Here is a 25,796-nt window from a genome sequence, read left to right as displayed (position 1 = left end):
CCCCGCTGATGGTCGTCTCCATGAAAATAAAGAACAAGCTGGTGCTCGCGTTCGTCTGCGTCGCTTTTATCCCGGTCAGCCTGGTCGCGGTGATCTCCGTCATGAACACGCGCACCGAGGCGGTCGATCAGTTCATCGATGGCAGCACCCGCGAGATTCGTCAGATTGACGGCAATATCCGGCAGTTCTTCGATGGCACGGTGCAGAACGTCGACCAAATGGCCGCCGATCCTGTATACACCTCTGTCGACACACTGAAGAACTACCAGGGCGCCGATGCGGCCAGCCAACCGATGCCGCCCCAGGCCCAGCGCGTGATCGAGCAGTTTGCGCGCTTTGGCACCACTCACCCGGCGGCGGCCATCTTGTCCATTGGCCTTGAGGACGGCACCTACGTTAAATGGCCTGACGATCCGCAACTGGCCAAATACGACCCGCGCGCCCGCCCGTGGTACAAGGCCGCCATGGCCAGCCCCGGCAAGACCGTGCGCACCCCGGCTTACTATTACGATAAAGATGACGTGGCCCTGGTGGGCACTGCGCGCACGTTGCTGGATAACGCCGGCAAGCCCAAGGGCGTGTTCGTGGTGAGTGTGTCGCTGAAGAACCTCACCGAGTTGCTCAAGAGCATCAAGCTGGGAGACAGCGGCTACGTGATGCTGATCGAAGACGGCGTGGTGCTGGTGGACCCGCGCGATGCCGCGCACAACTTCAAGCCGCTCAAGGACCTCGGCGCGCCGTACGCGCAGTTGGCCAACACCCCTCAGGGCTCCACCGAGGTGGTGATCGACGGCGTGCGCTACATGGCCAACATCTGGACCTCGCCTGGTCTGGGCTGGCGTTATGTGGGGCTGATTGAATACAACGAAGTGATGGCAGCCGCGACCCGCATGACTTACATCACGGCCGTGATCGTGGTGGTGCTGGTGCTGATCTTCGGGCTGCTCGCGGCGGCGTTTTCCAAGGTGATCGTCAAGCCGATTGGCCAGGTCAGCAGTGGCTTGCAGTCAATCGCCGAGGGCGAAGGCGACCTGCGCCATGACCTGCACGTGCAGGGCAAGGATGAAACTGCGGAACTGGCCGGCTGGTTCAACAAGTTTCTTGCCGCGATTCGCCATCTGATCCAGCGCATCGGGTCGGCATCGACCAATTTGCAGGACGCCTCACGGGTCAACAGCGAAGTGGCGCACAACATGAACGAAGCGGCCGGGCGCCAGCGCGAGGCTGTGGAGCTGGTATCGACCGCGTTCAATGAAATGGTCGCCACCGCCAACGAGGTGGCGCGTTCCTGCAGCGGCGCGGCCGAGTCGGCCGAAAACGGTCACCGCCGTGTCGCCGAGGGCAAGCAGCAGATCGAAGTGACCACCGACAACGTCAACCGCCTGGGCCGGCGCCTGAGCGAATCGTCCCAGGCCATGGTCGAGCTGGAAGCCGGCAGCCGCAGCATCAACCAGATCCTCGGCACCATCCGCGCGATTGCCGAACAGACCAACCTGCTGGCGCTCAACGCCGCCATCGAAGCCGCCCGGGCCGGTGACCAGGGCCGTGGTTTTGCGGTGGTGGCCGACGAAGTGCGCGCGCTGGCCAAGCGCACGTCCGACTCCACCGGCGAAATCGAGCACCTGCTGGGCTCCCTCGGCAGCAAGACCGAGGAAGTCACGCAGAAGATGAACAGCTGCATGGACTTGTCCCGCGCCAGCGTGTCATCCATCGAAAGCGCGCGCGACAGCTTCGAAGGCATCCAGACCTCGGTCAACGAAATCCGCGACCAGAACCTGCAGATCTCCGCCGCCGCCGAAGAGCAACACAGCGTGGCCGAAGAGATCAACCGGCATATCCAGCAGATCTACGACGAAGCACGGCTGGTGGAAAGCCTGGCCCATTCGGCGCAGGACGACTCGGGGCGGTTGTCGCAACTGTCGGACGAGTTGAATGGGTTGGTGGGACGGTTCAAGTCCTAGGGACTGATTAACCGTTTGTATAGAGCGAACCCTTGTGGCTGCCTGAAACTTCAGGTTTAAAATCAATAAGTTATTTTGTGTTTGATAAGAGCTGCGGTGCGACGATTCGACTTGCCCGCGAAAGCGGTGGGTCTTCAACATCAATGTTTGCTGGGCCGACGCCATCGGGAGCAAGCCCCCTCCCACATTTTTTACAGCGTTCGGGCACACCGAGCCCAGGCGAGGTGCCGAGTGTTGGGGCAAGAGCGTTTTGCTTACTTTTGCGCTTTTCAAAAGTGAGCCGCCGTAAGGGCGGAACCCTAAGCCGCCGTTACCGCACAACCGATATGTACACCGAAAAGTCGCACCGCTCGTTGCTTCGAGCATCACGTTGGCTTAACTGAACGGCATTAGGGCAAGCTCGCTAGCCACAACACGCCCGCTCCGCACTGAGAAGCTGTGTCAGCTGGAGGCCGCTGAGCTTTTTTTGAAATGCTCGTAAAACGCCAGCGCAGCCACATTCTTGTCCTTGGCTTCGAGCATGATGTCGAAACGATCAAAAAACTGCAGCGCGTAATCGTTGGTCCAGCGGTTCCACATTTGCGCGCTGTGGGCGTACAGGTCGCGCTTGGAGACCACCTTCAGCAAGGCATCCATTTCCAGTTTGTGCTCGGCGTCAAAGCCCATTTCCTGCAATACCTCCTGGGGCTGGGAGTAATGCAGGGTCGGGCGCACGCCGCGCCAGCTTTCGATCACGCGGGCAACCCGTGGCGAATCGGGGTCGATGTAGTCGTTTTCGTTGATCCAGCAGTGGTGAATATCCAGCACCACGGGCGCCAGGTCGGCCACTTGCAGGCAGTGATCGAGGCCGTAGGTCTTTTCGTCGTTTTCGAACGTAATGCAGTTGCGCGCCACTTCCGATAAACGCGACCACACCGCGCGCGTGCCCGCCACGCCCAGGCGACCGGCGATGTGCACGTTGCATTTGAGGTCCTGGAAGCGCCGGCCATAGCCCATCATGCGGATCATGTCGGCGTGGTATTCGAATTCGGCCAGGCTGTTTTCCACCACGCCGGGGTTTTCCGAGCCGAGCACGCAGTACTGGCCGGGATGGAATGACAAACGAATGTCAGACGCGCGCGCCAGGTCGCCGATGGCGGCAAAACCTTCGAGCAATTGGCTGGCAATGGCCGGGTCCTGGTAGAAGACGGCGACTTTCGGGTGGCTGTAGAACGGCAGCAGGTCGCTGCTCAAGCGCAGCATGCGCAGGGTCGGCGGCAGGTCGGCGACGTAGGCCAGCAGACGCAGTTGGGCCGCAAGGTTATGGGTGACTACCTCGAACAGCTTGGCGCGGGCGACCTCTGGCGCCACCCCGTCCATCCAGCGCAACGTGGTGGTACGCGGGTTGTACGGGCCTTCGATCAACTTGAGGGCGCTGTTGGACAGCAAGCGTTCTGGGTGCCGGTACTGGCACGCGAAACCGATGCGAGGGTGGGTCATGGAAGGGCCTGGCGTGGGAGTATTGAGCGGGATTGTAAGGTGTTGGGCCGGCGGCTGACCCTGGCGGTTCATAATATTTAGACACGAGATGCGCTGAACTTTCTGACAAATGCTGCGTTCCTTTCCTATGCGCTGCCCCGAACCTGGGGCGTTGTACAACAAGGAGCCGTTCCCCCATGACAACCCTTCCCGCGTATCAGCGCATCACCCCCGGGCCGCTGCATGCGACCTTGCTCGCCGGCACCGTGCCGCTGTTTCTCGGCGCCCTGCTCAGTGACATCGCCTACACCCAGACTTTCCAGATTCAGTGGGCCAACTTTGCCTCCTGGCTGATCGCCGGTGCGCTGGTGTTCTGCGGTTTGGCGCTGTTGTGCGCGCTGGTCAACCTGGTACGCGCCGAGCGCAAGGCCGGGGCACCGCTGCTGTACGTGTTGCTGTTGCTGGCCACCTGGGTCCTGGGCCTGGTCAATGCCTTCCAACACGCCAAGGATGCCTACGCCGCCATGCCCGCCGGCCTGGTGCTGTCGGCCATCGTGCTGCTGCTGACCCTGGCGGCAACCTGGACTGGCCTGCGCGCCGGAGGTAGCAAATGAAAACGTCCCACACCCTCACCTTATTGAGCGCCGCACTGCTGCTGGCTGCCTGCGGTGGCGAAGGCGACAAGACCCAGGCCCGTGGCCCGGATCCCAAGTTGCCGGAACAGCAAAGCAGCCTGCTGCCGAGCATGAAGATTGCCGAGCCGACCCCCTGGGGCGACCGCAAGCCCACGGTGCCCGAAGGCTTCAGTGTGACCGCCATTGCCACCGACCTGGCGATCCCGCGCCAGACCCTGGTGCTGCCCAACGGTGACATTCTGGTGGCCGAAGGTCGCGGTGGCAGCGCCGCCAAGCTCAAGCCCAAGGACGTGATCGCCAGCCTGATCAAGGCCGAGGGCAACACCAAGGTGAAGAGCGGCAACCGCATCACCCTGCTGCGCGATGCGGACGGCGATGGCAAGTACGAACTCAAGACCGTGTTTGCCGACAACCTCAACGCGCCCTACGGCCTGGCCTTCGCCAACGGCAAGCTCTATGTGGCCAATCAGGATGCGCTGGTGAGCTTCGACTATGCCGACGGCCAGACCAAAGCCAGCGGCGCACCGACCAAGGTCACCGACCTGCCGGCGCAGATCAATCATCACTGGACCAAGTCCCTGGCCGTGAGCGAGGACGGGCGCCAGCTCTACGTGGGCATCGGCTCCAACAGCAATGTGACCGAACGCGGCATGGAAGTGGAGATCGACCGCGCGATGGTCTGGCAGATCGACGCCGCCACTGGCGCGCACAAGCCTTACGCCACCGGCCTGCGCAACCCGACCGCGCTGACCATTCAACCGGGGTCCGGGCAATTGTGGACGGTCGTCAACGAACGCGACGAACTGGGCCCGGACCTGGTGCCGGACTACCTGACTTCGGTGCGTGAAGGCGCCTTCTACGGCTGGCCCTACAGCTATTGGGGGCAGAACGTCGACCCACGTGCGCAACCGCAAAACCCGGCCAAGGTGGCCGCTGCGATCAAGCCGGATTACAGCCTCGGCTCCCACGTGGCGGCGCTGGGCGTGGACTTTTCCATCCCGGCCATGGGCGCCAGGTTTGCCGACGGCGTATTCGTGGGCGAACACGGCAGCTGGAACCGTCCCAACCCGGTGGGCTACAAAGTGATCTTCGTGCCGTTCAGCAATGGCAAGCCGGCTGGCGAGCCGATTGATTTCGCCACCGGCTTTCGCGGCGATGACGGCAAGACCCGCGGCCGCCCGGTGGGCGTGACAGTTGACCCCAAAGGCGCGCTGATCATTGCCGATGACCTGGCCAATACCATTTGGCGAGTCACGCGCAACCCGTAACCTGGTCTGATAAACGGCGATCGAAATGTGGGAGGGGGCTTGCTCCCGATGGCAGTGTTTCAGTCAACATCTGCATTGACTGACCCACCGCCATCGGGAGCAAGCCCCCTTCCACACTTGATCGCCGCCGCTTTTAGAGGTCCGTGATTTCCTTGTGGCGCGGCACCAGCGTCTTCATCACGCTCCATGCCACCAGGTACGCCAGGGCGCAGATCGCGAACATGATCATGTAGCCGGTGTGGATGTCGTTGATCGACTTGTAATAGTCGAACACCCAGCCGCCGATCTTGGTCATTACCACACCGCCCAGGCCGCCGGCCATGCCGCCGATGCCGACCACCGAGGCTACGGTCTTCTGCGGGAACATGTCGGACACGGTGGTGAAGATGTTGCACGACCACGCCTGGTGCGCCGACGCGCCCACGCCAATCAGCAATACCGGTATCCAGAAGCTGATGTAGCCCAGCGGCTGCGCCAGCAATACCACCAGCGGAAACAGTGCGATCACCAGCATGGCTTTCATGCGGCCGTCGTAAGGTGCGTCGCCTCGGGCCATGAAGTAGCTGGGGAACCAGCCGCCGCCGATGCTGCCGACCATGGTCATGCTGTACAGCACGGCCAGCGGCATCACGATATCCGCACCTTTCATGCCGTACTGCGCCGACAGGTAGGTGGGCAACCAGAACAGGAAGAACCACCACACGCCGTCGGTCATGAACTTGCCGAAGGCGAAGGCCCAGGTCTGGCGGTAGGTGAGCAATTTGAACCAGGAGACTTTCTTTGCGACGCTGCCGGCAGGCGCCGGGGTGAGCGGCTGTGCGGTCTGGTCACTGCGGATGTAGGCCAGCTCTTCGGCCGACAGGCGTTTTTGTTGGTCCGGCTTTTCATACACGGCGGCCCAGATCGCCACCCACACGAAGCCGAGCATGCCGATCACCATGAAGGCCGCCTCCCAGCCCCACATGCCGGCAATCAGTGGCACGCAGATCGGCGCCAGGATCGCGCCCACGTTGGCGCCCGAGTTGAAGATACCGGTGGCGAACGAGCGCTCCTTTTTCGGAAAGTATTCGGCGGTGGCCTTGATGGCGATCGGGAAGTTACCCGCCTCGCCAATCGCCAGCACCGCACGCGCCAGCATGAAACCGGCAATCGACACCGGGATCACCGCCAGACCGATTGCGCCGCTGACCGCCGCAATCCCCTCACCCATCGGCACCGCGAACGCGTGCAGGATGGCACCGCTGGACCAGATGCCGATGGCGATGACGTAAGCCGCCTTGGTGCCGATCCTGTCGACAAAACGCCCGGCAAACAGCATGGAAATCGCGTAGACAAACTGGAACACCGCCGCGATGTTGGCGTAGTCGGTGTTGCTCCAGCCAAATTGCGTCGACAACTGCGGCGCCAACAGGCTGAGCACCTGGCGGTCGAGGTAGTTGACGGTGGTGGCGAAGAACAGCATCGCACAGATGGTCCAGCGGTAATTGCCGACCGCCTGGCCGACACGATGGGCACTGATGGGCTCGTTCAGATTCATGGCATCACTTTTTTTATTTTTGTTAGGTAGGACATATGTAACGTCATATGTCGTCGTACAACTGTGGCTTTTATATCGGGACGGCTACAGGGTGTCAATCTGAAATATTGCCGATTGGGCAAGGATTTAAAGGGGTATGAAATACGGCAGCCGCAACAGGTTGTAGGATGACAATCTCGCATCACTCGATGGCCTTCTCGCCTGCAGGCAGAAAAGACAAAAAAATATGCAACAAGGTGAATTATTTCGTGTCCGCGTGTATCTGAAGCAGCACAGCGGTGCCACTGCAACGATGGCACTCCCCCTGTTCTGTTTAGAGTGGTCTGCATGAAACTACGTAAGAAAAGCGTCAAACCCATCGGTTTGAAAGACATCACCATTGTCGACGATGCCAAGATGCGCAAGGCGATCACCGCCGCCGCACTGGGTAACGCCATGGAATGGTTCGACTTTGGCGTGTATGGGTTCGTCGCCTATGTGCTCGGCAAGGTGTTCTTCCCGGATGCCTCCCCCAGCGTGCAAATGATCGCAGCCCTGGCCACGTTCTCCGTTCCCTTCCTGATTCGTCCACTGGGTGGCCTGTTCTTCGGCGCACTGGGTGACAAATACGGGCGACAGAAAGTCCTCGCCGCCACCATCGTGATCATGTCCCTGAGCACGTTCGCCATCGGCCTGATTCCCGGTTATGCCTCCATCGGCATCTGGGCACCGATCCTGCTGCTGCTCTGCAAAATGGCCCAGGGCTTCTCGGTGGGCGGTGAATACACCGGCGCGTCGATCTTCGTCGCCGAATATGCTCCTGACCGCAAGCGTGGCTTCCTCGGCAGCTGGCTGGACTTCGGCTCGATTGCCGGTTTCGTGCTGGGCGCGGGCGTGGTGGTGTTGATTTCCACCGTGCTGGGTGAGGCGGACTTCGAAGCCTGGGGCTGGCGTCTGCCGTTCTTCCTGGCCCTGCCCCTGGGCATGATCGGCCTCTACCTGCGCCATGCGCTGGAAGAAACCCCGGCCTTTCAACAGCACGTCGACAAGCTCGAACAGGGCGACCGCGAAGGCCTGACCCATGGCCCCAAAGTGTCGTTCAAGGAGATCGCTACCAAGCACTGGCGCAGTTTGCTGACCTGCATCGGTATCGTCGCGGCCACCAACGTGACGTACTACATGCTGCTCACCTACATGCCCAGCTACCTGTCGCATAACCTGCACTACGCCGAAAACAGCGGCGTGCTGATCATCATCGCAATCATGGTGGGCATGCTGTTCGTGCAGCCGTTCATCGGCTTTGTCAGCGACAAGATCGGCCGCAAGCCCTTCATCATCGCCGGCAGCATCGGCCTGCTGTTGCTGTCGATCCCGGCGTTCATGCTGATCACCAGCGGCAAGACCGGGCTGATTTTCGCCGGCCTGTTGATCCTCGCGGTGGTGCTGAACTTCTTTATCGGCGTGATGGCTTCCACCTTGCCGGCGATGTTCCCCACTCACCTGCGCTACAGCGCCCTGGCCAGTGCGTTCAACGTGTCGGTACTGATCGCGGGTGTTACCCCGACGGCGGTGGCCTGGCTGGTGGAAAGCACCAACAACCTGTTCATGCCCGCGTACTACCTGATGGTGTTCGCGGTAATCGGCCTGATCACCGGTCTGACCATGAAGGAAACCGCCAACAAGCCCCTGCGCGGCGCGGCGCCGGCGGCTTCGGACATGGAAGAAGCCAAGGAACTGTTGCAGGAACATCACGATAATATCGAGCAGAAGATCGAAGATATCGATGCCGAGATCGCCGCACTGGAAGCCAAGCGCAACAATCTGGTACAACAGCATCCACGCATCAACTAGTACCTGCCTGCACGTGGCGGCCTCGGTCGCCACGTCTTTGGAGTGTTCCAAATGGTTCCAAGCGTCATCGCCCCACAATCATTGCTCAGCGCGGACGAGCGCGCTGCCATTGCCGAAATCGAAGCCACCACCAGCATCCTGCAACTGGTCACCCGCCTGACCGGCATGCGCTTTGCCGGGATCGCCAAGTTCACCGACGTCGAGTGGGTGGTCTGTTCGGTCTACGACCCTTCGGGAATGGGCATCAACGCCAACGACGTGCTGGACCTGGAAACCACCCTGTGCAGCGAATTCTGCGTCAACCCCACGACCCTGTTCATCCCGCAAGTGAGCAAGAGCGGCCGTTTCGCGGTACGCCCGGTGGTCAAGCAGTTCGACATTGAAAGCTACGCCGGCGCGCCGATCTTCCTCCCCGATGGCCGTCTCTACGGTGCCCTGTGCGCCCTGGATTCGCGCGCAATGCTGTTTGAAGACCCCAACCTGCCGGAAACCCTGAGCCTGTTCGCACGCTTGATCGGCTGCATCTTCTACGCAAACCTGTCGGTGTCCGAGCAGTAACGGAATGCCTGCAGCACAGGCTTCGAAACAATTAGAAATGAGCTGCCAGCTGAAGTACTGTCAGCCCCTGTTAGCTGCCTTGTATGGAATGCCTGCATGTCGACCGTTACCGCCACACCCTCCGCTGCCGCCCCTGCGCCCCAGATAAGCCCGTTGGTCATGCGCGTGTTGGGCGCCTGCGCCCTCGCCCACCTGATCAACGACCTGATCCAGGCCGTGCTGCCGTCGATCTACCCGATGCTCAAGGCCAACTACGGGCTGAGCTTCACCCAGGTCGGCCTGATCACCCTCACGTTCCAGCTCACCGCCTCGCTGCTGCAACCCTGGATCGGCTACCACACCGACCGTCACCCCAAGCCCTGGCTGCTGCCGGCCGGCATGGTGTGCACCCTGGTCGGTATCCTGATGCTGGCGTTTGTCGGCAGCTTCCCCGCCATCCTGATGGCGGCGGCGCTGGTGGGCGTGGGCTCGTCGACCTTCCACCCGGAAACGTCACGCGTCGCGCGCCTGGCCTCGGGCGGACGCTACGGCCTGGCGCAATCGACCTTCCAGGTGGGCGGCAACACCGGCAGCGCCTTCGGCCCGTTGCTGGCGGCGGCGATCATCATTCCCTACGGCCAGACCCATATCGCCTGGTTCGGCCTGTTTGCCGTGTTCGCCATTCTGGTGCTGTACGGCCTGAGCCGCTGGTACCGCAACCACCTCAACCTGTTCAAGCTCAAGCAAGGCGGCAAAGCCACCCACGGCCTGTCCAAAGGCCGCGTGACCTTTGCCCTGGTGGTGCTGGCGGTGCTGGTGTTTTCCAAATACTTCTACATGACCAGCCTCACCAGCTACTTCACCTTTTACCTCATCGAAAAATTCCAGCTGTCGGTGTCCAGCTCGCAGATGTACCTGTTTCTGTTCCTCGGCGCCGTCGCCGTGGGCACCTTCGCCGGCGGCCCGATTGGCGACCGGATCGGGCGCAAGAAAGTCATCTGGTTCTCGATCCTCGGCGCGGCGCCGTTCACCCTCGCCCTGCCCTACGTCGACCTGTTCTGGACTGCCGTGCTCAGCGTGGTGATCGGTTTCGTGCTCGCCTCGGCCTTTTCGGCCATCGTGGTGTTCGCCCAGGAACTGGTGCCGGGCAATGTGGGGATGATCGCCGGGGTGTTCTTCGGGCTGATGTTTGGTTTCAGCGGGATCGGCGCGGCGTTGCTGGGCTTGCTCGCGGACAATCACGGTATCGAGTACGTGTACAAGATCTGCTCGTTCCTGCCGCTGGTGGGCATCCTGACGATCCTGTTGCCGTCGACCAAAGGCGTTTGATGAACCGGCTATCTGATATCATTAAGCCATCACTCTGAAAGCTCCGAAAAACCTGCGTGTGCGCTTACAATCGCGTTTTTAAACGCACACCCAGGCAACCCCGGCACCAACATGACGCTCGACCCTCCTACGATTCTGGCACTGACCGTTGCCCTGGCAGCCGCTGCCGCCCTTTACCTTGCGATTGAATGGCACAGTGTGCGCGAACCCTCGCTGTTGTTCTGGGCCAGCGGTTTCGCCACCATCGGCGTCGGCTCCACCCTGGCCTTGCTGCGCATCAACGGTTTTTTAATGATCGGCATCTGGCTCGCCAATGGCATGCTGGTGAGCGCGCACGTGCTGTTTCTGCTTGGCGTTGCACGGTTTACTCAGGTAAAGCTTTCGCGGGCCTGGTTGCTGATGCTTGTGGTGTGGTTCGGCATGCTGGCGCTGCCGGCCGACCTGCCATGGTCCAAGGCCATGCTGGGCGTGCAGTCGCTGCTGGTGGCGTTGCCGACGCTACGGGCGAGCTACCTGCTGCGGCCCCACGGCAGCTCGCTGAGCATCGGCGCGGTACAGCTGCGCTACGTGCTGCGGTTTCACGGCGGCTTCTATGTGGTCAAGGCGCTGTCGGTGTTGATACCGGGCGCGCTGATCGACCTGGCTTCGTTCAAGGGCGAGATCATCCAGATTTCCCTGGTGGAAGGCGCCATGGCGATCATGCTGATTGCGCTGTCGATGACCGGCTCCGAGCGCCATCGCCGCGAACAGCAGATCGCCCGGCTCGCCGCCCGTGACCCGCTGACCGCCCTCTACAATCGCCGCGCCCTGGAACTGCGGGCACCGCGTCTGCTGGCCAAGGTGTCGTCCACGCAACCCGGGGCGCTGCTGCTGATCGACATCGACAACTTCAAGCTGGTCAACGACCTCTACGGCCATACCGCCGGCGACCGCCTGCTGATCGACCTCAGCGAACTGATCCGCAGCGCGACGCCCCTGGGCGCGCTGTCGGCCCGCCTGGGCGGCGATGAGTTCGTGATCCTGCTGAGCGACACTTCCACGCAGCAGATCATCGAACTGGGCAGTCACCTGCGCGAACAATTCCAGCAACGCGCCGCGCAAGCCTTCACCACACCCGCGCCCGTCACCTTGAGCATCGGCGCCAACCTGTTCGACCAGCCACCTGCCTCGCTGGCGGCGGTGATCGAACTGGGCGACACCGCGCTTTACGAAACCAAGCGCGGCGGGCGTGACAGCCTGCAACTGGTAGACCGCACCGGCGCGGGCGGCCTGCGCTAGCGTCGTAAGGTGGCACTGTGAAATATCTGTACGTAGACTGCCGCCATACCCCCACGTGAAGGCGGCGAAAAAAATCTGATGCAAGTTACCGAAGTCTCGATTGCCCAATTGCGCGCTGCGCTTGAGTCCGGCCAGACCACTGCCGTTGAACTGGTCAAGGCGTACCTGGCGCGGATCGATGCCTATGACGGCCCGCACACCGCCACCGCGTTGAACGCCGTGGTGGTGCGCAACCCTGATGCGCTCGACGAAGCCAAGGCGTCCGATGCGCGCCGGGCCAGGGGTGAAACACTCGGGCCGCTGGATGGCATTCCCTATACCGCCAAAGACAGTTATCTGGTCAAGGGCCTGACCGCTGCATCCGGCAGCCCGGCGTTTGCCAGGCTGGTCGCCCAGCGTGATGCCTTTACCATTGAACGGCTGCGTGGCGGTGGCGCCATCTGCCTGGGCAAGACCAACATGCCGCCGATGGCCAATGGCGGTATGCAGCGCGGCGTGTATGGCCGTGCCGAGAGCCCGTACAACGCCGATTACCTGACGGCGCCTTTTGCGTCCGGCTCGTCCAACGGTGCCGGCACGGCCACGGCGGCGAGCTTTGCAGCGTTCGGGCTGGCCGAGGAAACCTGGTCGAGCGGACGTGGCCCGGCGTCGAACAATGGCCTGTGCGCCTACACGCCGTCGCGCGGGGTAATTTCGGTGCGCGGCAACTGGCCGCTGACCCCGACCATGGACGTGGTGGTGCCGTTCGCGCGCACCATGGCCGACCTGCTGGAAGTGCTCGACGTGGTGGTGGCCGAAGACCCCGACACCCGTGGCGACCTGTGGCGTCTGCAACCGTGGGTACCGATCCCAAGCGTCAGCGCGGTGCGCCCGGCGTCCTACGCGGCACTCGCTACCGACAGCGCCGCCCTCGCCGGCAAACGCTTTGGCGTGCCGCGCATGTACATCAATGCCGACCCCGAGGCCGGCACCAGTGAAAAACCCGGCATCGGCGGCCCGACCGGGCAGAAGATCAACACCCGCGCATCGGTGATCGACCTGTGGCACGCCGCACGCCAGGCGCTGGAAGCGGCTGGAGCCGAAGTGATCGATGTGGATTTCCCGCTGGTGTCCAACTGCGAAGGCGACCGCCCCGGCGCGCCGACCGTGTTTACCCGTGGCCTGGTATCCGAGGCATTTCTGCACGATGAGTTGTGGGAACTGTCGGCCTGGGCCTTCGATGATTTCCTGCGCGCCAACGGCGATCCGGCGCTCAACCGCCTGGCCGATGTGGACGGCCCGCAGATTTTCCCCCACGACCCCGGCACGCTGCCCAACCGCGAAGACGACCTGGCCGCCGGCATGGACGAATACGTGCGCATGGCCCAGCGCGGCATCACGCCCTGGAACGAAATCGCGACCTTGCCCGATGGCCTGCGCGGTCTGGAACACACGCGCCGGGTAGACCTGGAAGACTGGATGGACGCACGCGGACTCGACGCCGTGCTGTTCCCCACCGTGGCCGACGTGGGCCCGGCGGATGCCGACGTGAACGAAGCGTCCGCCGATCTCGCCTGGAGCAACGGCGTGTGGGTGGCCAACGGCAACCTTGCCATCCGCCACCTGGGCGTGCCCACCGTCACCGTGCCGATGGGCGTGATGGCGGACATCGGCATGCCGGTCGGCCTGACCTTTGCCGGCCGCGCCTACGACGACTCGGCGCTGCTGCGCTTTGCTGCGGCGTATGAAGCCACCGGCAGCAAACGCCTGGTGCCGCCGCGTACCCCGCCGCTGGCGAGTGAATGACAGGCTAAATGCAAATTCGAGGATCGCGAAACGCCCCGTGGCGAGCGGGCTTGCCCCGCGTTGGGGTGCGAAGCAGCCCCAAAACCAGTCCAAGGAGTGCCTGATACAGCGCATTCGTCTTTACTGGGGCTGCTTCGCAGCCCAACGCGGGGCAAGCCCTAATGCCGTTCAGTTAAGGAAAATTTGTGGGCTTATTGTGGCGAGCGGGCTTGCCCCGCGTTGGGGTGCGAAGCGCCCCCAATCAAGCAAAACGCGGTATACCTGATACGGCTCAGCGCCTGGCTTTGGGGCTGCTGCGCAGCCCAACGCAGGACAAGCCTGCTCGCCACAGGGAATCTGCGCTTGACTGAACGGCATTAGGGCAAGCCCGCTCGCCACAAGAGCCCTGTTTACCAGGGTTTAGCTGCTGCGCTTTGCTGCGGCGTATGAAGCCACCGGCAGCCGTCGCCCGGTGCCGCCGCGTACTCCGCCGCTGGCGACTGAATGACAGGCTGAATGCAAATTCGAGGATCGCGAAACGCCCCGTGGCGAGCGGGCTTGCCCCGCGTTGGGGTGCGGAGCAGCCCCAAAACCAGTCCCAGGGAGTGCCTGATACAGCGCATTTGTCTTTACTGGGGCTGCTTCGCAGCCCAACGCGGGGCAAGCCCGCTCGCCACAAGCAAGCCCGCTCGCCACAAGAGCCCTGTTTGCAGAGGTTTAAACGTCGGCTTGCCGGCGTTGCCACTCGTCCACCGCATCCCCCAGTGTCTTGGGCGTGCCGTTGCGGATCCAGGCCATGAACGGCCGATCAAACTTGAACGCCGTACCACACTGCTCAAGCATGAATCGGCGTACGTTCTGAGTGTTCTTGTAGCCTGAGGTGACAGGCGTGGCGCGGGTAAGTCGGTCGCTGTGCCAGTTAAATTCCATTCAGGCTCTCGCAGGCGTCGGGTGATTGGGCATCAGCATAGTCCTTTCAAGATATTTCAAAAATTCACTTTCCTTCGCTTTCGAATCTATTGCATGGTTGTACGACAACTCACCTGGTGAGCGTGCGCCCCCACAACAATAAGGAACCCCCATGCAAAAATTCAAAGTGCTGATCGGTTTTCTGTGCCTGTTCGCCGGCTACGTCGCCGCTACGCCTGCCCCTGCCGAAAAAGAGGTTGCCCAGGCCGTCGATCAACTGACCCAGGCCATGCTGCACCTGGACCTCAAGCAGCTCAACGCGCTGACCTCCGATAACCTCACCTACGGCCACTCCAGCGGCAAGGTGCAGACCAAGGCGCAATTTATCGCCGACCTGGAAAACCACGTCAGCGCGTTCAAGACCCTCGAAATGCAGAACCAGACCATCACCCTGAACGGTGACACCGCCCTGGTGCGCAATCACTTTCACGCCCTGGCAGTGAACAGCGGCGTCGACGTGCCGACCGATATCGACAACTTCCAGGTCTGGCAGAAGCAAAAAGGCAAGTGGCTGTTGATCGGTCGTCAGGCTTACAAGTACTGATTGGGCTCACCACGCTACAGCCTTACGCACCGTCATCAGCGCATCACGCAGCGCCGGCATGGGCACCGAGCCCAGGGCCAGGCGCAATGCGTGAGGCACTTGCGCCGAAACGGCAAACGGTTCGGCGGTGGACACGGACACACCTTTGCCCTGCAGCGTCATTGCCACCTGATCGGCGCGCAGGTTGTCCGCCAGGGGCAGCCACAGGAAATACGACGAGGCGTGGCTTACCGTCACCAGCCCTTTGAACACCTGCGCGGCCACGGCCTGTCGCGCCCGAGCATCCTCGCGCTTTTGCGCTTCCAGTTGCGCCACCGTGCCGTCTTCGAGCCAGGCCACGGCAATCGCACTCATCACCCCGGGTACGTTCCAGGTGGTAGCCATGAGGGTACGCTCCAATCCTCTCACCCAAGCCGCAGGCGCCGCGATGAAACCCACACGCAAACCGGTGGCGACGCTTTTGGACAGCCCGCCCACATACAGCGTGCGCTCCGGGGCCAGGGTCGCCAGCGGCGGCGGCGCTTGTTCAGCCAGAAAGGCGTAGGCCGCATCCTCGATGATCATCAGATTGTGCTGGCGGGCAATCGCCACCAGTCGCTCGCGTTGCGCCATGTCCATCACCCAACCCAGCGGGTTGTGAAGGGTCGGCATGCTGTACACGGCCTTGACCAGGCGCCTCTGACAGAGACCTTGCAAGTAGTCCAGGTCTGGCCCGCTGGTGGTGACCGGCATCGCGACGATGTCCAGATGCAAGGTTTCGGCCAGCACCTTGAAGCCCGAGTACGTCAGGGCATCCACCGCGATCACATCGCCGGGCTTGAGCAACGCCATCAGGCTGACGGCCAACCCATGCTGCGCGCCGCTGACCACCAGCACCTGCTCGGCCGCTACCGACAGGCCCCGGCTCAGCAAGTGGCGCGCTACCGCTGCACGTTCATGCAGGCGCCCGGCATGGGGCTGGTAGCGCAGCAGCGCCTCCAGGTCGCCGGACAGCGCCAACTGGCGTAACGCCGTGCGCAGCAGGTCCGCCTGACCCGGCAGCGACGGATAGTTGAAGTTCAGGTCGAGCAGGTCGCTCGCGACCGGCATCTGCCCACTGCCCTGCCCCGGCGACAGGGCGATCTCACGCACGAAGGTGCCGCGCCCGGTTTCGCCGCTGACCAGGCCCATGGCTTCGAGTTCGCTGTACACGCGGCTCGCCGTGGCCAGCGCCAGACGGTGGTCGGCGGCCAACTGGCGATGGGTGGGCAGACGTGTTCCCGCCGGCATCCGGCCAGAGCGGATAGCCTGAGCAAAGCTGTCGACCAGCGACTTGTAGCGCGCACGGGGCATGAGCGATGTATCCATGACAATTTTTTGATTGTCTCAATGCTGCTGCCTAGGATGGCTACAACGCAACCTTTGCTTTTTTCGGACAGCCACTCATGCAACGCACGTCTCCCAACAACACCCGAGGCTGGATCAACGGTTTTATCGGCGTGGTGATTTTCAGCGGTTCACTGCCGGCCACGCGCGTGGCGGTGATGGAATTCGACCCGGTGTTCCTGACCGTCACCCGCGCCGCGCTCGCCGGCCTGCTAGGGTTGGCCCTGCTGTGGCTGTTCAGGGAAAAACGTCCGGCGCGCACGCAATGGGTACCGCTGGTGATCGTCGCGCTTGGCGTGGTCATCGGCTTTCCATTGCTGACCGCGCTGGCGCTGCAATACGTCACCTCCGCCCACTCCATCGTGTTTATCGGCTTGTTGCCGCTGGCGACGGCAGTGTTTGGCGTGCTGCGTGGCGGTGAGCGTCCGAGGTTAGTGTTCTGGCTGTTTTCGCTGTTGGGCAGCCTGCTGGTGGTGAGCTACGCGTTTGCCCAAGGCTTGAGCGCCGCGCCCTTCGGGGATTTGCTGATGCTGCTGGCGGTGCTGGTGTGCGGCCTGGGCTACGCCGAAGGCGCCCAACTTTCGCGCAGCCTGGGCGGCTGGCAGGTGATCTGCTGGGCACTGGTGCTGTCGCTGCCGGTGGTGGCACCGTTGAGCCTGATTCTGGCACCCGCCACGTTCAGCGGTATCAGCCTGCCGGCCTGGCTGAGTCTGGGCTATGTTGCGCTGTTCAGCATGCTGATCGGCTTTGTGTTCTGGTATCGCGGGCTGGCCCAAGGCGGCATCACGGCGGTCGGCCAGTTGCAACTGCTGCAACCTTTTTTTGGCCTGGCGCTGGCGGCGGGCCTGCTGCACGAGCAGGTCAGCCTGGGCATGTTGCTGGTAACGGTCGCCGTGATCGGCTGCGTGGCCGGGGCGAAAAAGTTTGCGCGTTAACGCAGGCACTACCCGCAGTGGTCTACAGTGCTTGCCATCGCCAATCGAGGAGTGCACCGATGACTCGTCTCACCGCCAAAGACTTTGCCCCCGAACTGCTGGAACTCTACGACGGCTACGCCCATGGCAAGCTCAACCGGCGCGAGTTTCTCGACCGCGCCGCGCTGTTCACCTTCGGCGGCCTGACCGCTTCGGCGCTGCTCGCGGCGCTGAGCCCCAACTATGCGTTGGCCGAGCAGGTGAAATTCACCGACCCGGACATTGTGGCCGACTACATCACCTACCCCTCACCCAAGGGCAACGGCACGGTGCGCGGCTACCTGGTGCGCCCTGCGAAAGCTGCAGGCAAGTTGCCGGCGGTGGTGGTGGTTCACGAAAACCGAGGCCTCAACCCCTACATCGAAGACGTCGCCCGACGTCTGGCCAAGGCCGGTTTTATCGCCCTGGCGCCCGATGGCCTGACCTCCGTGGGCGGCTACCCCGGCAACGATGAAAAAGGCGTGGCGCTGCAACAAACCGTCGATCCGACCAAGCTGATGAACGACTTCTTCGCCGCCATCGAATGGCTGATGCACCACGACAGCAGCACCGGCAAGGTCGGCATCACCGGTTTCTGCTACGGCGGCGGCGTGACCAATGCGGCGGCGGTGGCCTACCCGGAACTGGGCGCCGCCGTGTCGTTCTACGGACGCCAGCCCGAGGCAAGGGATGTGCCGCGCATCAAGGCGCCGCTCATGCTGCATTACGGCGAGCTGGATACGCGGATCAACGAAGGCTGGCCGGCCTATGAACAGGCGCTCAAAGCGGCCGGCACGCACTACGAAGCGTTCATCTACAAGGGCGCCAACCACGGCTTTCACAACGACTCGACGCCACGGTACGACGAAGCGGCGGCGAACCTGGCGTGGGAGCGCACCCTGGGCTGGTTCAATAGATACCTGGCCTGATCAGTGTTCCAGCGCATAACGTCGGCAATGGTCGAGGTAGCCCTGCTCGTGGCTGCCCACCAGTTGCACCACGCTGGTCCATAGCCAGGACGGTGCATCCAGCTGCCGTGAGCGGTTTTCCTGCAACATGGCCATCCAGTCCCTGCGCGTCGCCCGATCCATTTGCCGGGCATGGGCGATGCCAACCACGCGCGCCAGGTAACCGGCGGCGTGCATGGCGTCGATCTCACTCAATTCATCCAACTCCAGCTTCATGTCCTGGGGCAGCAGCTCGCGGATGAAAAAACCATGGTCCAGAAAACGCGTTGCCAGCATGCGCTCACCCAACCCCGGTGACAGCTGACGGGCGCCCTCCACCACGCGCCGGCCGTTGTCCCGTGGCATTTTTGCGCGGGCTGCGCGCGGTGCCGCTGCGCCGACCGCCTCCTTGATGTCGATCAGGCAGTATTCCTGATCGTCCTTGTCGCCAACGCGCAACAGCGCCGCGTAACGCAGCAGGCCGAGCGAGCTGCAACCCTTGACCCAATAGGCCGAGTCCATCAATTCGACCTTGGCGTCCTTGGGCCGTCCCTTGAGCGAGGTCACCAGGTGATGCAGCTCATCGGAGCCGCACAAGGCCTGCAGGGCGCTTTTTTCCGCACGGGACAATGCCCAGAAGTGCTTGCCCAAAGGGATCGTCGGGCGTACGTCATCGATGCGCTCGCGGGCCAGGTGCTTCCAGGTGCGTTCCACCGCGCTGCGCATCCCGGCCTTGACCTGGGACGGCCGTGGCGGCACTTCATCCGGCTTGTCCTTGAAGGCCTGCGCGTAGCCCAGCATCATTTCTTCGAGCATGCGGGCCGTGGTCACCCCGGGCAGGTCCGAGCCCCGCGCGGCAGTGGCCAGGGATAACGCCAGGCGCACCAGGTCATGGGCCGGGTTGCCGATAACGGTCTGGTCGAGATCGCGGATATGCATGTCGATGCGGCCATTGTTGTCGCCGGTCGGCCCCAGGTTGCCCGCGTGGCAATCGCCACAGATCCAGATCGGCGGCCCGCTGGGCAAGCGTCGACCGGGCAGGCTGTGCAGCCACTCGTAGAATTGGACGGTACTGCCGCGTACGTAGGCATGGGCCGAACGGGCCATTTTGAGGTTACGCAGTTGGGTCAGGTGCGGCATGCGGGCGGAAGGACGCGGCGTTTTCATTGACGGACTCGATACGGGTGTAGCGGTAGAGCTGCGCGGGCCGGCAAATGTTTCATTATGTTTCGTAAAAGGTTTTACCCGAGGGCTGGGGTAAACACCCGGTATTTGCGAAACTTGCCCACCCTCTTATCTGCCATGGAAGCGACCCATGCCTCGATTCATCCCCTCTGTCACGGCCCTTGCGCTGCTCATTGGCGCAAGCCACTGCCTGGCCGCCACCGATCTGCGCGCCGTGGTGGACGCCAGCGTCAAGCCGCTGATGCAACAGCAAGCCATCCCCGGTCTGGTCGTTGGGGTGCTGCAGAACGGCAAAGCGCAGTATTTCAGCTACGGCGTAGCGGACAAGCAAAGCGGGCAACCGGTCAGCGAGAACACCCTGTTTGAAGTCGGTTCGGTGAGCAAAACCTTCACCGCCACCCTCGCCGGCTACGCCGTGGCCGCGGGCAAACTTACCCTCGACCAGCCGGCCAGCCACTACCTGCCGGCACTCAAGGGCGGCCGGTTCGATCACATCAGCGTACTCAACCTGGGCACGTACACCGCTGGCGGGCTGCCGCTGCAATTTCCCCAAGAGGCGGATAACAGCCAGCGCATGATCAGCTATTTCCAGCAGTGGCAGCCCGCGTTCGCCCCTGGCACCCAGCGCCTGTATTCCAATCCGAGCCTGGGCCTGTTTGGCTATCTGGCGGCGCAAAGCCTGGGTCAGCCGTTCGATCAATTGATGGAAAAGACCTTGCTCCCAACGCTTGGGCTCTCGCATACCTTCCTGAAAATACCTCGAAATCAGATGAGCCTGTACGCCCAAGGCTATGACAGCAAAGGAAAACCTGTACGGGTTGGCCCGGGAGCTATGGACAGTGAAGCCTATGGCATCAAGACCAGTGCGGCGGACCTGCTGCACTACGTCAACGTCAACATGAACCCCGCTGGCCAGGAAAAACTCGTCCGGCAGGCCATTGCGCTCACCCATACCGGCTACTACACCGTCAATGGCATGACCCAGGGTCTGGGCTGGGAAATGTACCCGTACCCGATCCAACTGAACGCCCTGATTGACGGCAACTCCACACAGATGGCCATCGAGCCGCACAAGGTCGATTGGCTGACACCCGCGCGAGCCCCCCATGCGGACACACTGGTGAACAAGACCGGTTCCACCAATGGCTTCGGTGCGTATGTGGCCTACGTACCAAGCGCGCGCATGGGCGTGGTGATTCTAGCGAATAAAAACTATCCGAACGCCGAACGGGTAAAAGTCGCCCATTCAATCCTGAACGCGCTCAACCCTTGATCACCGGATTGGCGTGGCCGTCGCCTCAGGCCGGCACGCCACTGTGAAAGCGGAACTCGACATCGGCTGACTCGATCAACTCCTGTTCCGCCGCCCTCACCCGTTCGATGACCTGGGCGATGTCAGCGGCGTCGCCGTACTGATACGCCAGTTTCAGATAACCCTGGAAATGCCGCGCCTCGCTTTTCAGCAAACCGAAGTAGAACGTGCCGAGTTCTTCGTCCAGGTGCGGTACCAGGGCTTCGAAACGCTCGCAACTGCGCGCTTCGATAAAGGCGCCGACCACCAGCGTATCCACCAGCTTGACCGGCTCGTGGTTGCGCACCACCTTGCGCAACGCCGAGGCGTAACGGCCGGCCGACAATTGGCGCAGCTCGACCTTGCGCTTCTTGATCAGGCGCATCACCTGTTCGTGGTGCACCAGTTCTTCGCGGGCCAGGCGCGACATCATGTTGATCAGGTCCACATGGCCGTGGTACTTGGCGATCAGGCTGAGGGCGGTACTGGCCGCCTTGAACTCACAGTTCTTGTGGTCGATCAGCAGGGTGTCCTGATCGGCCAGCGCGGCCTGGACCCAGGCATCGGGGGTGCGGCAACCGAGGAATTGGTGGATGTCGGGCAGGTTCATCGGGCTCACGGGCAAAGGATCACAAAAGGGCGCCGATTATACCGAGCGCGCCGCAGACCACCAGCCGCCTACCTTGATGTGCATCAAGATGACGAATACCGGGCAGCGACTATAGTTGTTGCAGTCCACGTTCCTGGAGGTGCCAACCATGCAAGCCATCCGCAGCATCCTGGTGGTTATCGAGCCCGAACAGGCCGACAGCCTGGCGCTCAAGCGCGCCAGGCTGATCGCCGGCGTGACCGACGCGCACCTGCACTTGCTGGTGTGCGACAGGCGGCACGAGCATTCAGCGCTGCTGAGCCAGCTCAAGGCCGGCTTGCGCGAGGACGGCTACAGCGTCACCACCGAACAGGCGTGGAATGACAGCCTGCATGAAACCATCATCGACGTGCAGCAGGCCGAGGGCTGCGGTCTGGTGATCAAGCAGCACATGCCCGACAGCCCACTGAAAAAGGCCCTGCTGACCCCGGCGGACTGGAAACTGCTGCGCTACTGCCCAACGCCGGTGCTGCTGGTGAAAACCTCCACCCCGTGGAGCGGTGGCATGATCCTCGCGGCGATCGATGTGGGCAATACCGACAGCGAGCATCGCGCGCTGCACGATTCGATCATCGACCATGGTTTCGAGATTGCCAGCCTGGCCAAGGCGCAACTGCATGTGATCAGCGCCCATCCATCGCCGATGCTGGCGGCGGCCGATCCGACGTTCCAGCTCAGGGAAACCATCGCAGCGCGTTATCGCGAACAGTGCAAGGCGTTCCAGGCGCAATTCGATGTGGACGACGCGCACCTGCACATCGAGGAAGGCCCGGCCGATGTGTTGATTCCGTTCGCGGCGCACAAATGGCAGGCGGCGGTAACGATCATCGGCACCGTGGCGCGCACCGGAATTTCCGGGGCATTGATTGGTAATACGGCGGAGGTGGTGCTCGATGCGGTGGAGAGCGATGTGCTGGTGCTGAAACCGCAGGCGCTGATGGATCACCTCGAAGCGTTGGCCATCAAATCCTGAGACGATAAAGATCAACTGTGGGCGGCGGCACCCAAACTAAAGCGTCTGTGGCGAGCGGGCTTGCCCCGCGTTGGGGTGCGAAGCGCCCCCAATCAAGGGACACGCGGTGTACCTGATACGGCTCAGCGTCTGGTTTTGGGGCTGCTGCGCAGCCCAACGCAGGACAAGCCTGCTCGCCACAGGGAATCTGCGCTTAACTGAACGGCATTAGGGCAAGCCCGCTCGCCACAGGGAGGTGGTTGCCTGAAATCTCAGATCGTGACGTCATCTGATGAGAGGGCACGACACAAACCAGCGAAACAGTCGGCCATATTAGCCCTTTGTCTAAGCGTGATTGCCCGGCAATCTTGGCCAGGCAACTTACCTTTAGATTTTTTTTGCCGTAGAATCACCCGGCCTTGTAAGGCGCCAATAATCCGCTGGAAGCTGTTTTCAAAGCGTCACGAGCACAGTCGTTCCTTCAGAACGGTGTTGGCGATGGTCAATGACTCGGTAGGTCAAGCCCTCGCCAACCCTCATCAGCCCGTTCTGCAGGCGTAAAACTTTGAAAGCAGCTTCTGTGAGAGATGCCGGCAGCGCTGGCTTTGCGGCCCAAAAAGCCCCCGAGCGCACGCGTGCCGATCATTTCTGGATGAGCGTCCCGTGGGACCACTGATGAGGGTAATAACTGTGCTTGAAGCCTACCGCAAACATATCGAAGAGCGTGCAGCCCTGGGTATTGTTCCCCAGCCGCTTAACGCCGAACAAACCGCAGGCCTGGTCGAGCTGCTGAAAAATCCCCCTGCCGGCGAAGAAGCATTCCTCGTTGACCTGATCACCAACCGCATTCCACCAGGCGTTGACGAAGCTGCCTACGTCAAGGCCGGTTTCCTTTCCGCCCTGGCCAAGGGCGAAGCCACTTCCCCCCTGATCGACAAAAAACGCGCCGTTGAACTGCTTGGCACCATGCAAGGTGGCTACAACATCGTGACGCTGGTCGAGCTGCTGGACGACGCCACGCTGGCGCCTGTCGCGGCCGCCCAGCTCAAGCACACCCTGCTGATGTTCGACGCGTTCCACGACGTGGCTGAAAAAGCCAAAAACGGCAACGAGCATGCCAAAGGCGTGCTGCAGTCGTGGGCTGACGGCGAATGGTTCCGCAACCGCCCTACCCTGGCCGACAAGATCAGCCTGCGCGTGTTCAAGGTCACCGGCGAAACCAACACCGACGACCTGTCGCCGGCGCCGGACGCCTGGTCGCGCCCTGACATCCCGCTGCACGCGCTGGCCATGCTGAAAATGGCCCGCGAAGGCATCGTGCCGGACGAGCAAGGCAAGACCGGCCCGATGAAGCAGATCGAAGAGATGCGCGGCCAGGGCTTCCCGATCGCCTACGTCGGTGACGTGGTCGGTACCGGTTCGTCGCGTAAATCGGCCACCAACTCGGTGCTGTGGTTCTTCGGCGACGACGTGCCCTACGTGCCGAACAAGCGCGCCGGCGGCTTCTGCTTCGGCAGCAAGATCGCGCCGATCTTCTACAACACCATGGAAGATGCGGGTGCTCTGCCGATCGAGTTCGACGTCAGCAACATCAACATGGGCGACGTGATCGACCTGTACCCGCACGCCGGCAAAGTCTGCAAGCACGGTACCGACGAAGTCATCACCACCTTCGAAATGAAGACCCCGGTGCTGTTGGACGAAGTCCGCGCCGGTGGCCGTATCCCGCTGATCATTGGCCGTGGCCTGACCGACAAGGCCCGCGCCGAACTGGGCCTGGGCCCTACCGACCTGTTCAAGCTGCCTGAAGCGCCGGTCGACACCGGCAAGGGTTTCACCCTGGCGCAGAAGATGGTCGGCAAGGCCTGTGGTCTGCCGGAAGGCAAAGGCGTTCGCCCTGGCACCTACTGCGAACCGAAGATGACCACCGTAGGCTCCCAGGACACCACCGGTCCGATGACCCGTGATGAACTGAAAGACCTGGCGTGCCTGGGCTTCTCGACCGATCTGGTGATGCAGTCCTTCTGCCATACCGCGGCCTATCCAAAGCCGATCGACGTGACCACCCACCACACCCTGCCTGACTTCATCATGACCCGTGGCGGTGTATCGCTGCGTCCAGGCGACGGCATCATCCACAGCTGGCTGAACCGCATGCTGCTGCCGGACACCGTCGGCACCGGCGGTGACTCCCACACCCGTTTCCCGATGGGCATCTCGTTCCCGGCCGGTTCCGGTCTGGTCGCGTTCGCCGCAGCCACTGGCGTCATGCCACTGGACATGCCGGAATCGATCCTGGTGCGTTTCAAAGGCAAGATGAAACCTGGCATCACCCTGCGTGACCTGGTTCATGCCATTCCTTACTACGCGATCCAGTCCGGTTTGCTGACCGTAGAGAAGAAAGGCAAGAAAAACGCCTTCTCCGGCCGCATCCTGGAAATCGAAGGCCTGAACGACCTGACGCTGGAGCAGGCGTTCGAGCTCTCCGACGCCTCGGCCGAACGTTCGGCTGCCGGTTGCACCATCAAGCTGTCCAAAGCGTCGGTCACCGAGTACCTGAACTCCAACATCACCCTGCTGCGCTGGATGATCGGTGAAGGCTACGGCGACCCGCGCACCCTGGAACGTCGCGCTCAAGCGATGGAAGCCTGGGTGGCCAACCCGGAGCTGATGGAAGCCGATGCCGACGCCGAATACGCCGAAATCATCGAGATCGACCTGTCGGAAATCAACGAGCCGATCCTCTGCGCCCCGAACGACCCGGACGATGCCCGTCTGTTGTCCAGCGTTGCCGGCGAGAAGATCGACGAAGTGTTCATCGGTTCGTGCATGACCAACATCGGTCACTTCCGCGCGGCCGGTAAGCTGCTGGAGCAGGTCAAGGGTCAGCTGCCAACCCGTCTGTGGCTGTCGCCGCCGACCAAAATGGACGCTCACCAACTGACCGAAGAAGGCTACTACGGCATCTACGGCAAGGCTGGCGCGCGCATGGAAATGCCCGGCTGCTCGCTGTGCATGGGTAACCAGGCACGGGTAGAGCCGAACTCGACGGTGGTTTCCACGTCGACCCGTAACTTCCCGAACCGTCTGGGCGATGGCGCCAACGTCTACCTGGCCTCGGCCGAGCTGGCGGCAGTCGCATCTACCCTGGGTCGCTTGCCGACTGTCGAAGAGTACATGGGCTACGCGGCGAAACTGGACACCATGGCCAGTGACGTCTACCGCTACCTGAACTTCGACCAGATCGCCGAGTTCCGCAAGATCGCAGCAAGCGCCAACATCCCGGTGATTCAAGCCTAAGGGTTGTTGATGTGAAAAACGCCGCGTATCGCAAGGTACGCGGC

The 25,796-nt window shown here is 62.3% G+C and carries 20 protein-coding genes; 14 read left to right on the top strand and 6 right to left on the bottom strand.

Annotated features, from left to right (window positions below):
* The first annotated feature begins 20 nt into the window (after positions 1 to 20).
* Positions 21 to 1,961 carry a methyl-accepting chemotaxis protein gene (locus JOE32_RS04080; RefSeq protein WP_209981667.1) on the top strand — a complete coding sequence of 647 codons (1,941 nt, stop codon included), beginning with the start codon at positions 21 to 23 and terminating at the stop codon, positions 1,959 to 1,961.
* 441 nt (positions 1,962 to 2,402) lie between these two features.
* On the opposite strand, the gene JOE32_RS04075 is transcribed toward JOE32_RS04080, so the two are convergent.
* Entirely contained in the window at positions 2,403 to 3,440 is a 1,038-nt protein-coding gene (locus tag JOE32_RS04075; RefSeq protein ID WP_209981665.1) for a UV damage endonuclease UvsE, read from the bottom strand.
* A gap of 176 nt (positions 3,441 to 3,616) precedes the next feature.
* Here JOE32_RS04075 and JOE32_RS04070 point away from each other — a divergent pair, with 176 nt between their 5' ends.
* Complete coding sequence (locus tag JOE32_RS04070) at positions 3,617 to 4,033, top strand: DUF2231 domain-containing protein (RefSeq protein WP_209981663.1); 417 nt, start codon at positions 3,617 to 3,619, stop codon at positions 4,031 to 4,033.
* The gene (locus JOE32_RS04065; protein WP_209981661.1) at positions 4,030 to 5,322 is read left to right on the top strand and encodes a sorbosone dehydrogenase family protein; all 1,293 of its coding nucleotides are present in this window, start codon (positions 4,030 to 4,032) and stop codon (positions 5,320 to 5,322) included. The genes JOE32_RS04070 and JOE32_RS04065 overlap by 4 nt, the downstream gene beginning before the upstream one ends.
* A gap of 133 nt (positions 5,323 to 5,455) precedes the next feature.
* On the opposite strand, the gene JOE32_RS04060 is transcribed toward JOE32_RS04065, so the two are convergent.
* Positions 5,456 to 6,859, bottom strand: a complete 1,404-nt coding sequence (locus tag JOE32_RS04060) for an MFS transporter (RefSeq protein WP_209981658.1) — start codon at positions 6,857 to 6,859, stop codon at positions 5,456 to 5,458.
* A 327-nt stretch (positions 6,860 to 7,186) separates the two neighbouring features.
* Here JOE32_RS04060 and proP point away from each other — a divergent pair, with 327 nt between their 5' ends.
* The 5 genes from proP (at position 7,187) to JOE32_RS04035 (ending at position 13,618) form a co-directional block, all read left to right on the top strand.
* Positions 7,187 to 8,689 carry a glycine betaine/L-proline transporter ProP gene (gene proP, locus JOE32_RS04055; protein WP_209981655.1) on the top strand — a complete coding sequence of 501 codons (1,503 nt, stop codon included), beginning with the start codon at positions 7,187 to 7,189 and terminating at the stop codon, positions 8,687 to 8,689.
* Positions 8,690 to 8,740: 51 nt separating this feature from the next.
* Complete coding sequence (locus tag JOE32_RS04050) at positions 8,741 to 9,247, top strand: GAF domain-containing protein (RefSeq protein WP_209981653.1); 507 nt, start codon at positions 8,741 to 8,743, stop codon at positions 9,245 to 9,247.
* A 96-nt stretch (positions 9,248 to 9,343) separates the two neighbouring features.
* The gene (locus JOE32_RS04045) at positions 9,344 to 10,555 is read left to right on the top strand and encodes an MFS transporter (RefSeq protein ID WP_209981651.1); all 1,212 of its coding nucleotides are present in this window, start codon (positions 9,344 to 9,346) and stop codon (positions 10,553 to 10,555) included.
* Positions 10,556 to 10,666: 111 nt separating this feature from the next.
* Complete coding sequence (locus JOE32_RS04040) at positions 10,667 to 11,833, top strand: GGDEF domain-containing protein (protein WP_209981649.1); 1,167 nt, start codon at positions 10,667 to 10,669, stop codon at positions 11,831 to 11,833.
* Between the two features lie 75 nt (positions 11,834 to 11,908).
* Complete coding sequence (locus JOE32_RS04035; protein WP_209990320.1) at positions 11,909 to 13,618, top strand: amidase; 1,710 nt, start codon at positions 11,909 to 11,911, stop codon at positions 13,616 to 13,618.
* A gap of 696 nt (positions 13,619 to 14,314) precedes the next feature.
* Here JOE32_RS04035 and JOE32_RS04030 read toward each other — a convergent pair.
* Positions 14,315 to 14,527: a DUF6434 domain-containing protein gene (locus tag JOE32_RS04030; protein WP_209981647.1), complete on the bottom strand. Its 213-nt coding sequence runs from the start codon at positions 14,525 to 14,527 to the stop codon at positions 14,315 to 14,317.
* Between the two features lie 151 nt (positions 14,528 to 14,678).
* Between JOE32_RS04030 and JOE32_RS04025 the strand changes: the two genes are divergently transcribed.
* On the top strand, positions 14,679 to 15,110 hold the full coding sequence (locus JOE32_RS04025) for a nuclear transport factor 2 family protein (protein ID WP_209981645.1): 432 nt from the start codon (positions 14,679 to 14,681) through the stop codon (positions 15,108 to 15,110).
* Positions 15,111 to 15,116: 6 nt separating this feature from the next.
* Here JOE32_RS04025 and JOE32_RS04020 read toward each other — a convergent pair whose 3' ends face one another.
* Positions 15,117 to 16,442 carry a PLP-dependent aminotransferase family protein gene (locus tag JOE32_RS04020; RefSeq protein WP_209990316.1) on the bottom strand — a complete coding sequence of 442 codons (1,326 nt, stop codon included), beginning with the start codon at positions 16,440 to 16,442 and terminating at the stop codon, positions 15,117 to 15,119.
* 92 nt (positions 16,443 to 16,534) lie between these two features.
* On the opposite strand from JOE32_RS04020, the gene JOE32_RS04015 reads away from it, so the two are divergent.
* Both JOE32_RS04015 and yghX read left to right on the top strand, forming a co-directional pair.
* Positions 16,535 to 17,410 carry a DMT family transporter gene (locus JOE32_RS04015; RefSeq protein WP_209981643.1) on the top strand — a complete coding sequence of 292 codons (876 nt, stop codon included), beginning with the start codon at positions 16,535 to 16,537 and terminating at the stop codon, positions 17,408 to 17,410.
* A gap of 59 nt (positions 17,411 to 17,469) precedes the next feature.
* Entirely contained in the window at positions 17,470 to 18,357 is an 888-nt protein-coding gene (gene yghX, locus JOE32_RS04010; protein WP_209981641.1) for a YghX family hydrolase, read from the top strand.
* Here the strand turns inward: yghX and JOE32_RS04005 are convergent, their stop codons facing one another.
* Positions 18,358 to 19,542: a DUF2252 family protein gene (locus JOE32_RS04005; protein ID WP_057009270.1), complete on the bottom strand. Its 1,185-nt coding sequence runs from the start codon at positions 19,540 to 19,542 to the stop codon at positions 18,358 to 18,360.
* Between the two features lie 148 nt (positions 19,543 to 19,690).
* Here JOE32_RS04005 and ampC point away from each other — a divergent pair, with 148 nt between their 5' ends.
* Entirely contained in the window at positions 19,691 to 20,833 is a 1,143-nt protein-coding gene (gene ampC, locus JOE32_RS04000; protein ID WP_209981638.1) for a class C beta-lactamase, read from the top strand.
* Positions 20,834 to 20,858: 25 nt separating this feature from the next.
* Here ampC and miaE read toward each other — a convergent pair whose 3' ends face one another.
* A complete protein-coding gene (gene miaE, locus JOE32_RS03995) occupies positions 20,859 to 21,461 on the bottom strand; it encodes a tRNA isopentenyl-2-thiomethyl-A-37 hydroxylase MiaE (RefSeq protein WP_209981636.1) in 603 nt (200 codons plus the stop codon).
* A 148-nt stretch (positions 21,462 to 21,609) separates the two neighbouring features.
* On the opposite strand from miaE, the gene JOE32_RS03990 reads away from it, so the two are divergent.
* Both JOE32_RS03990 and acnB read left to right on the top strand, forming a co-directional pair.
* Positions 21,610 to 22,473, top strand: coding sequence for a universal stress protein (locus tag JOE32_RS03990; RefSeq protein WP_209981634.1), 864 nt, complete (start codon positions 21,610 to 21,612; stop codon positions 22,471 to 22,473).
* Between the two features lie 669 nt (positions 22,474 to 23,142).
* On the top strand, positions 23,143 to 25,752 hold the full coding sequence (gene acnB / locus JOE32_RS03985; RefSeq protein WP_209990313.1) for a bifunctional aconitate hydratase 2/2-methylisocitrate dehydratase: 2,610 nt from the start codon (positions 23,143 to 23,145) through the stop codon (positions 25,750 to 25,752).
* Positions 25,753 to 25,796 lie beyond the last annotated feature (44 nt).

Origin of the sequence: Pseudomonas sp. PvP025, from assembly GCF_017832155.1 — a bacterium.
Taxonomy (GTDB): domain Bacteria; phylum Pseudomonadota; class Gammaproteobacteria; order Pseudomonadales; family Pseudomonadaceae; genus Aquipseudomonas.
Note: the sequence above shows the minus strand (reverse complement) of the source record. Positions and strands in the feature narration are given on the sequence as shown.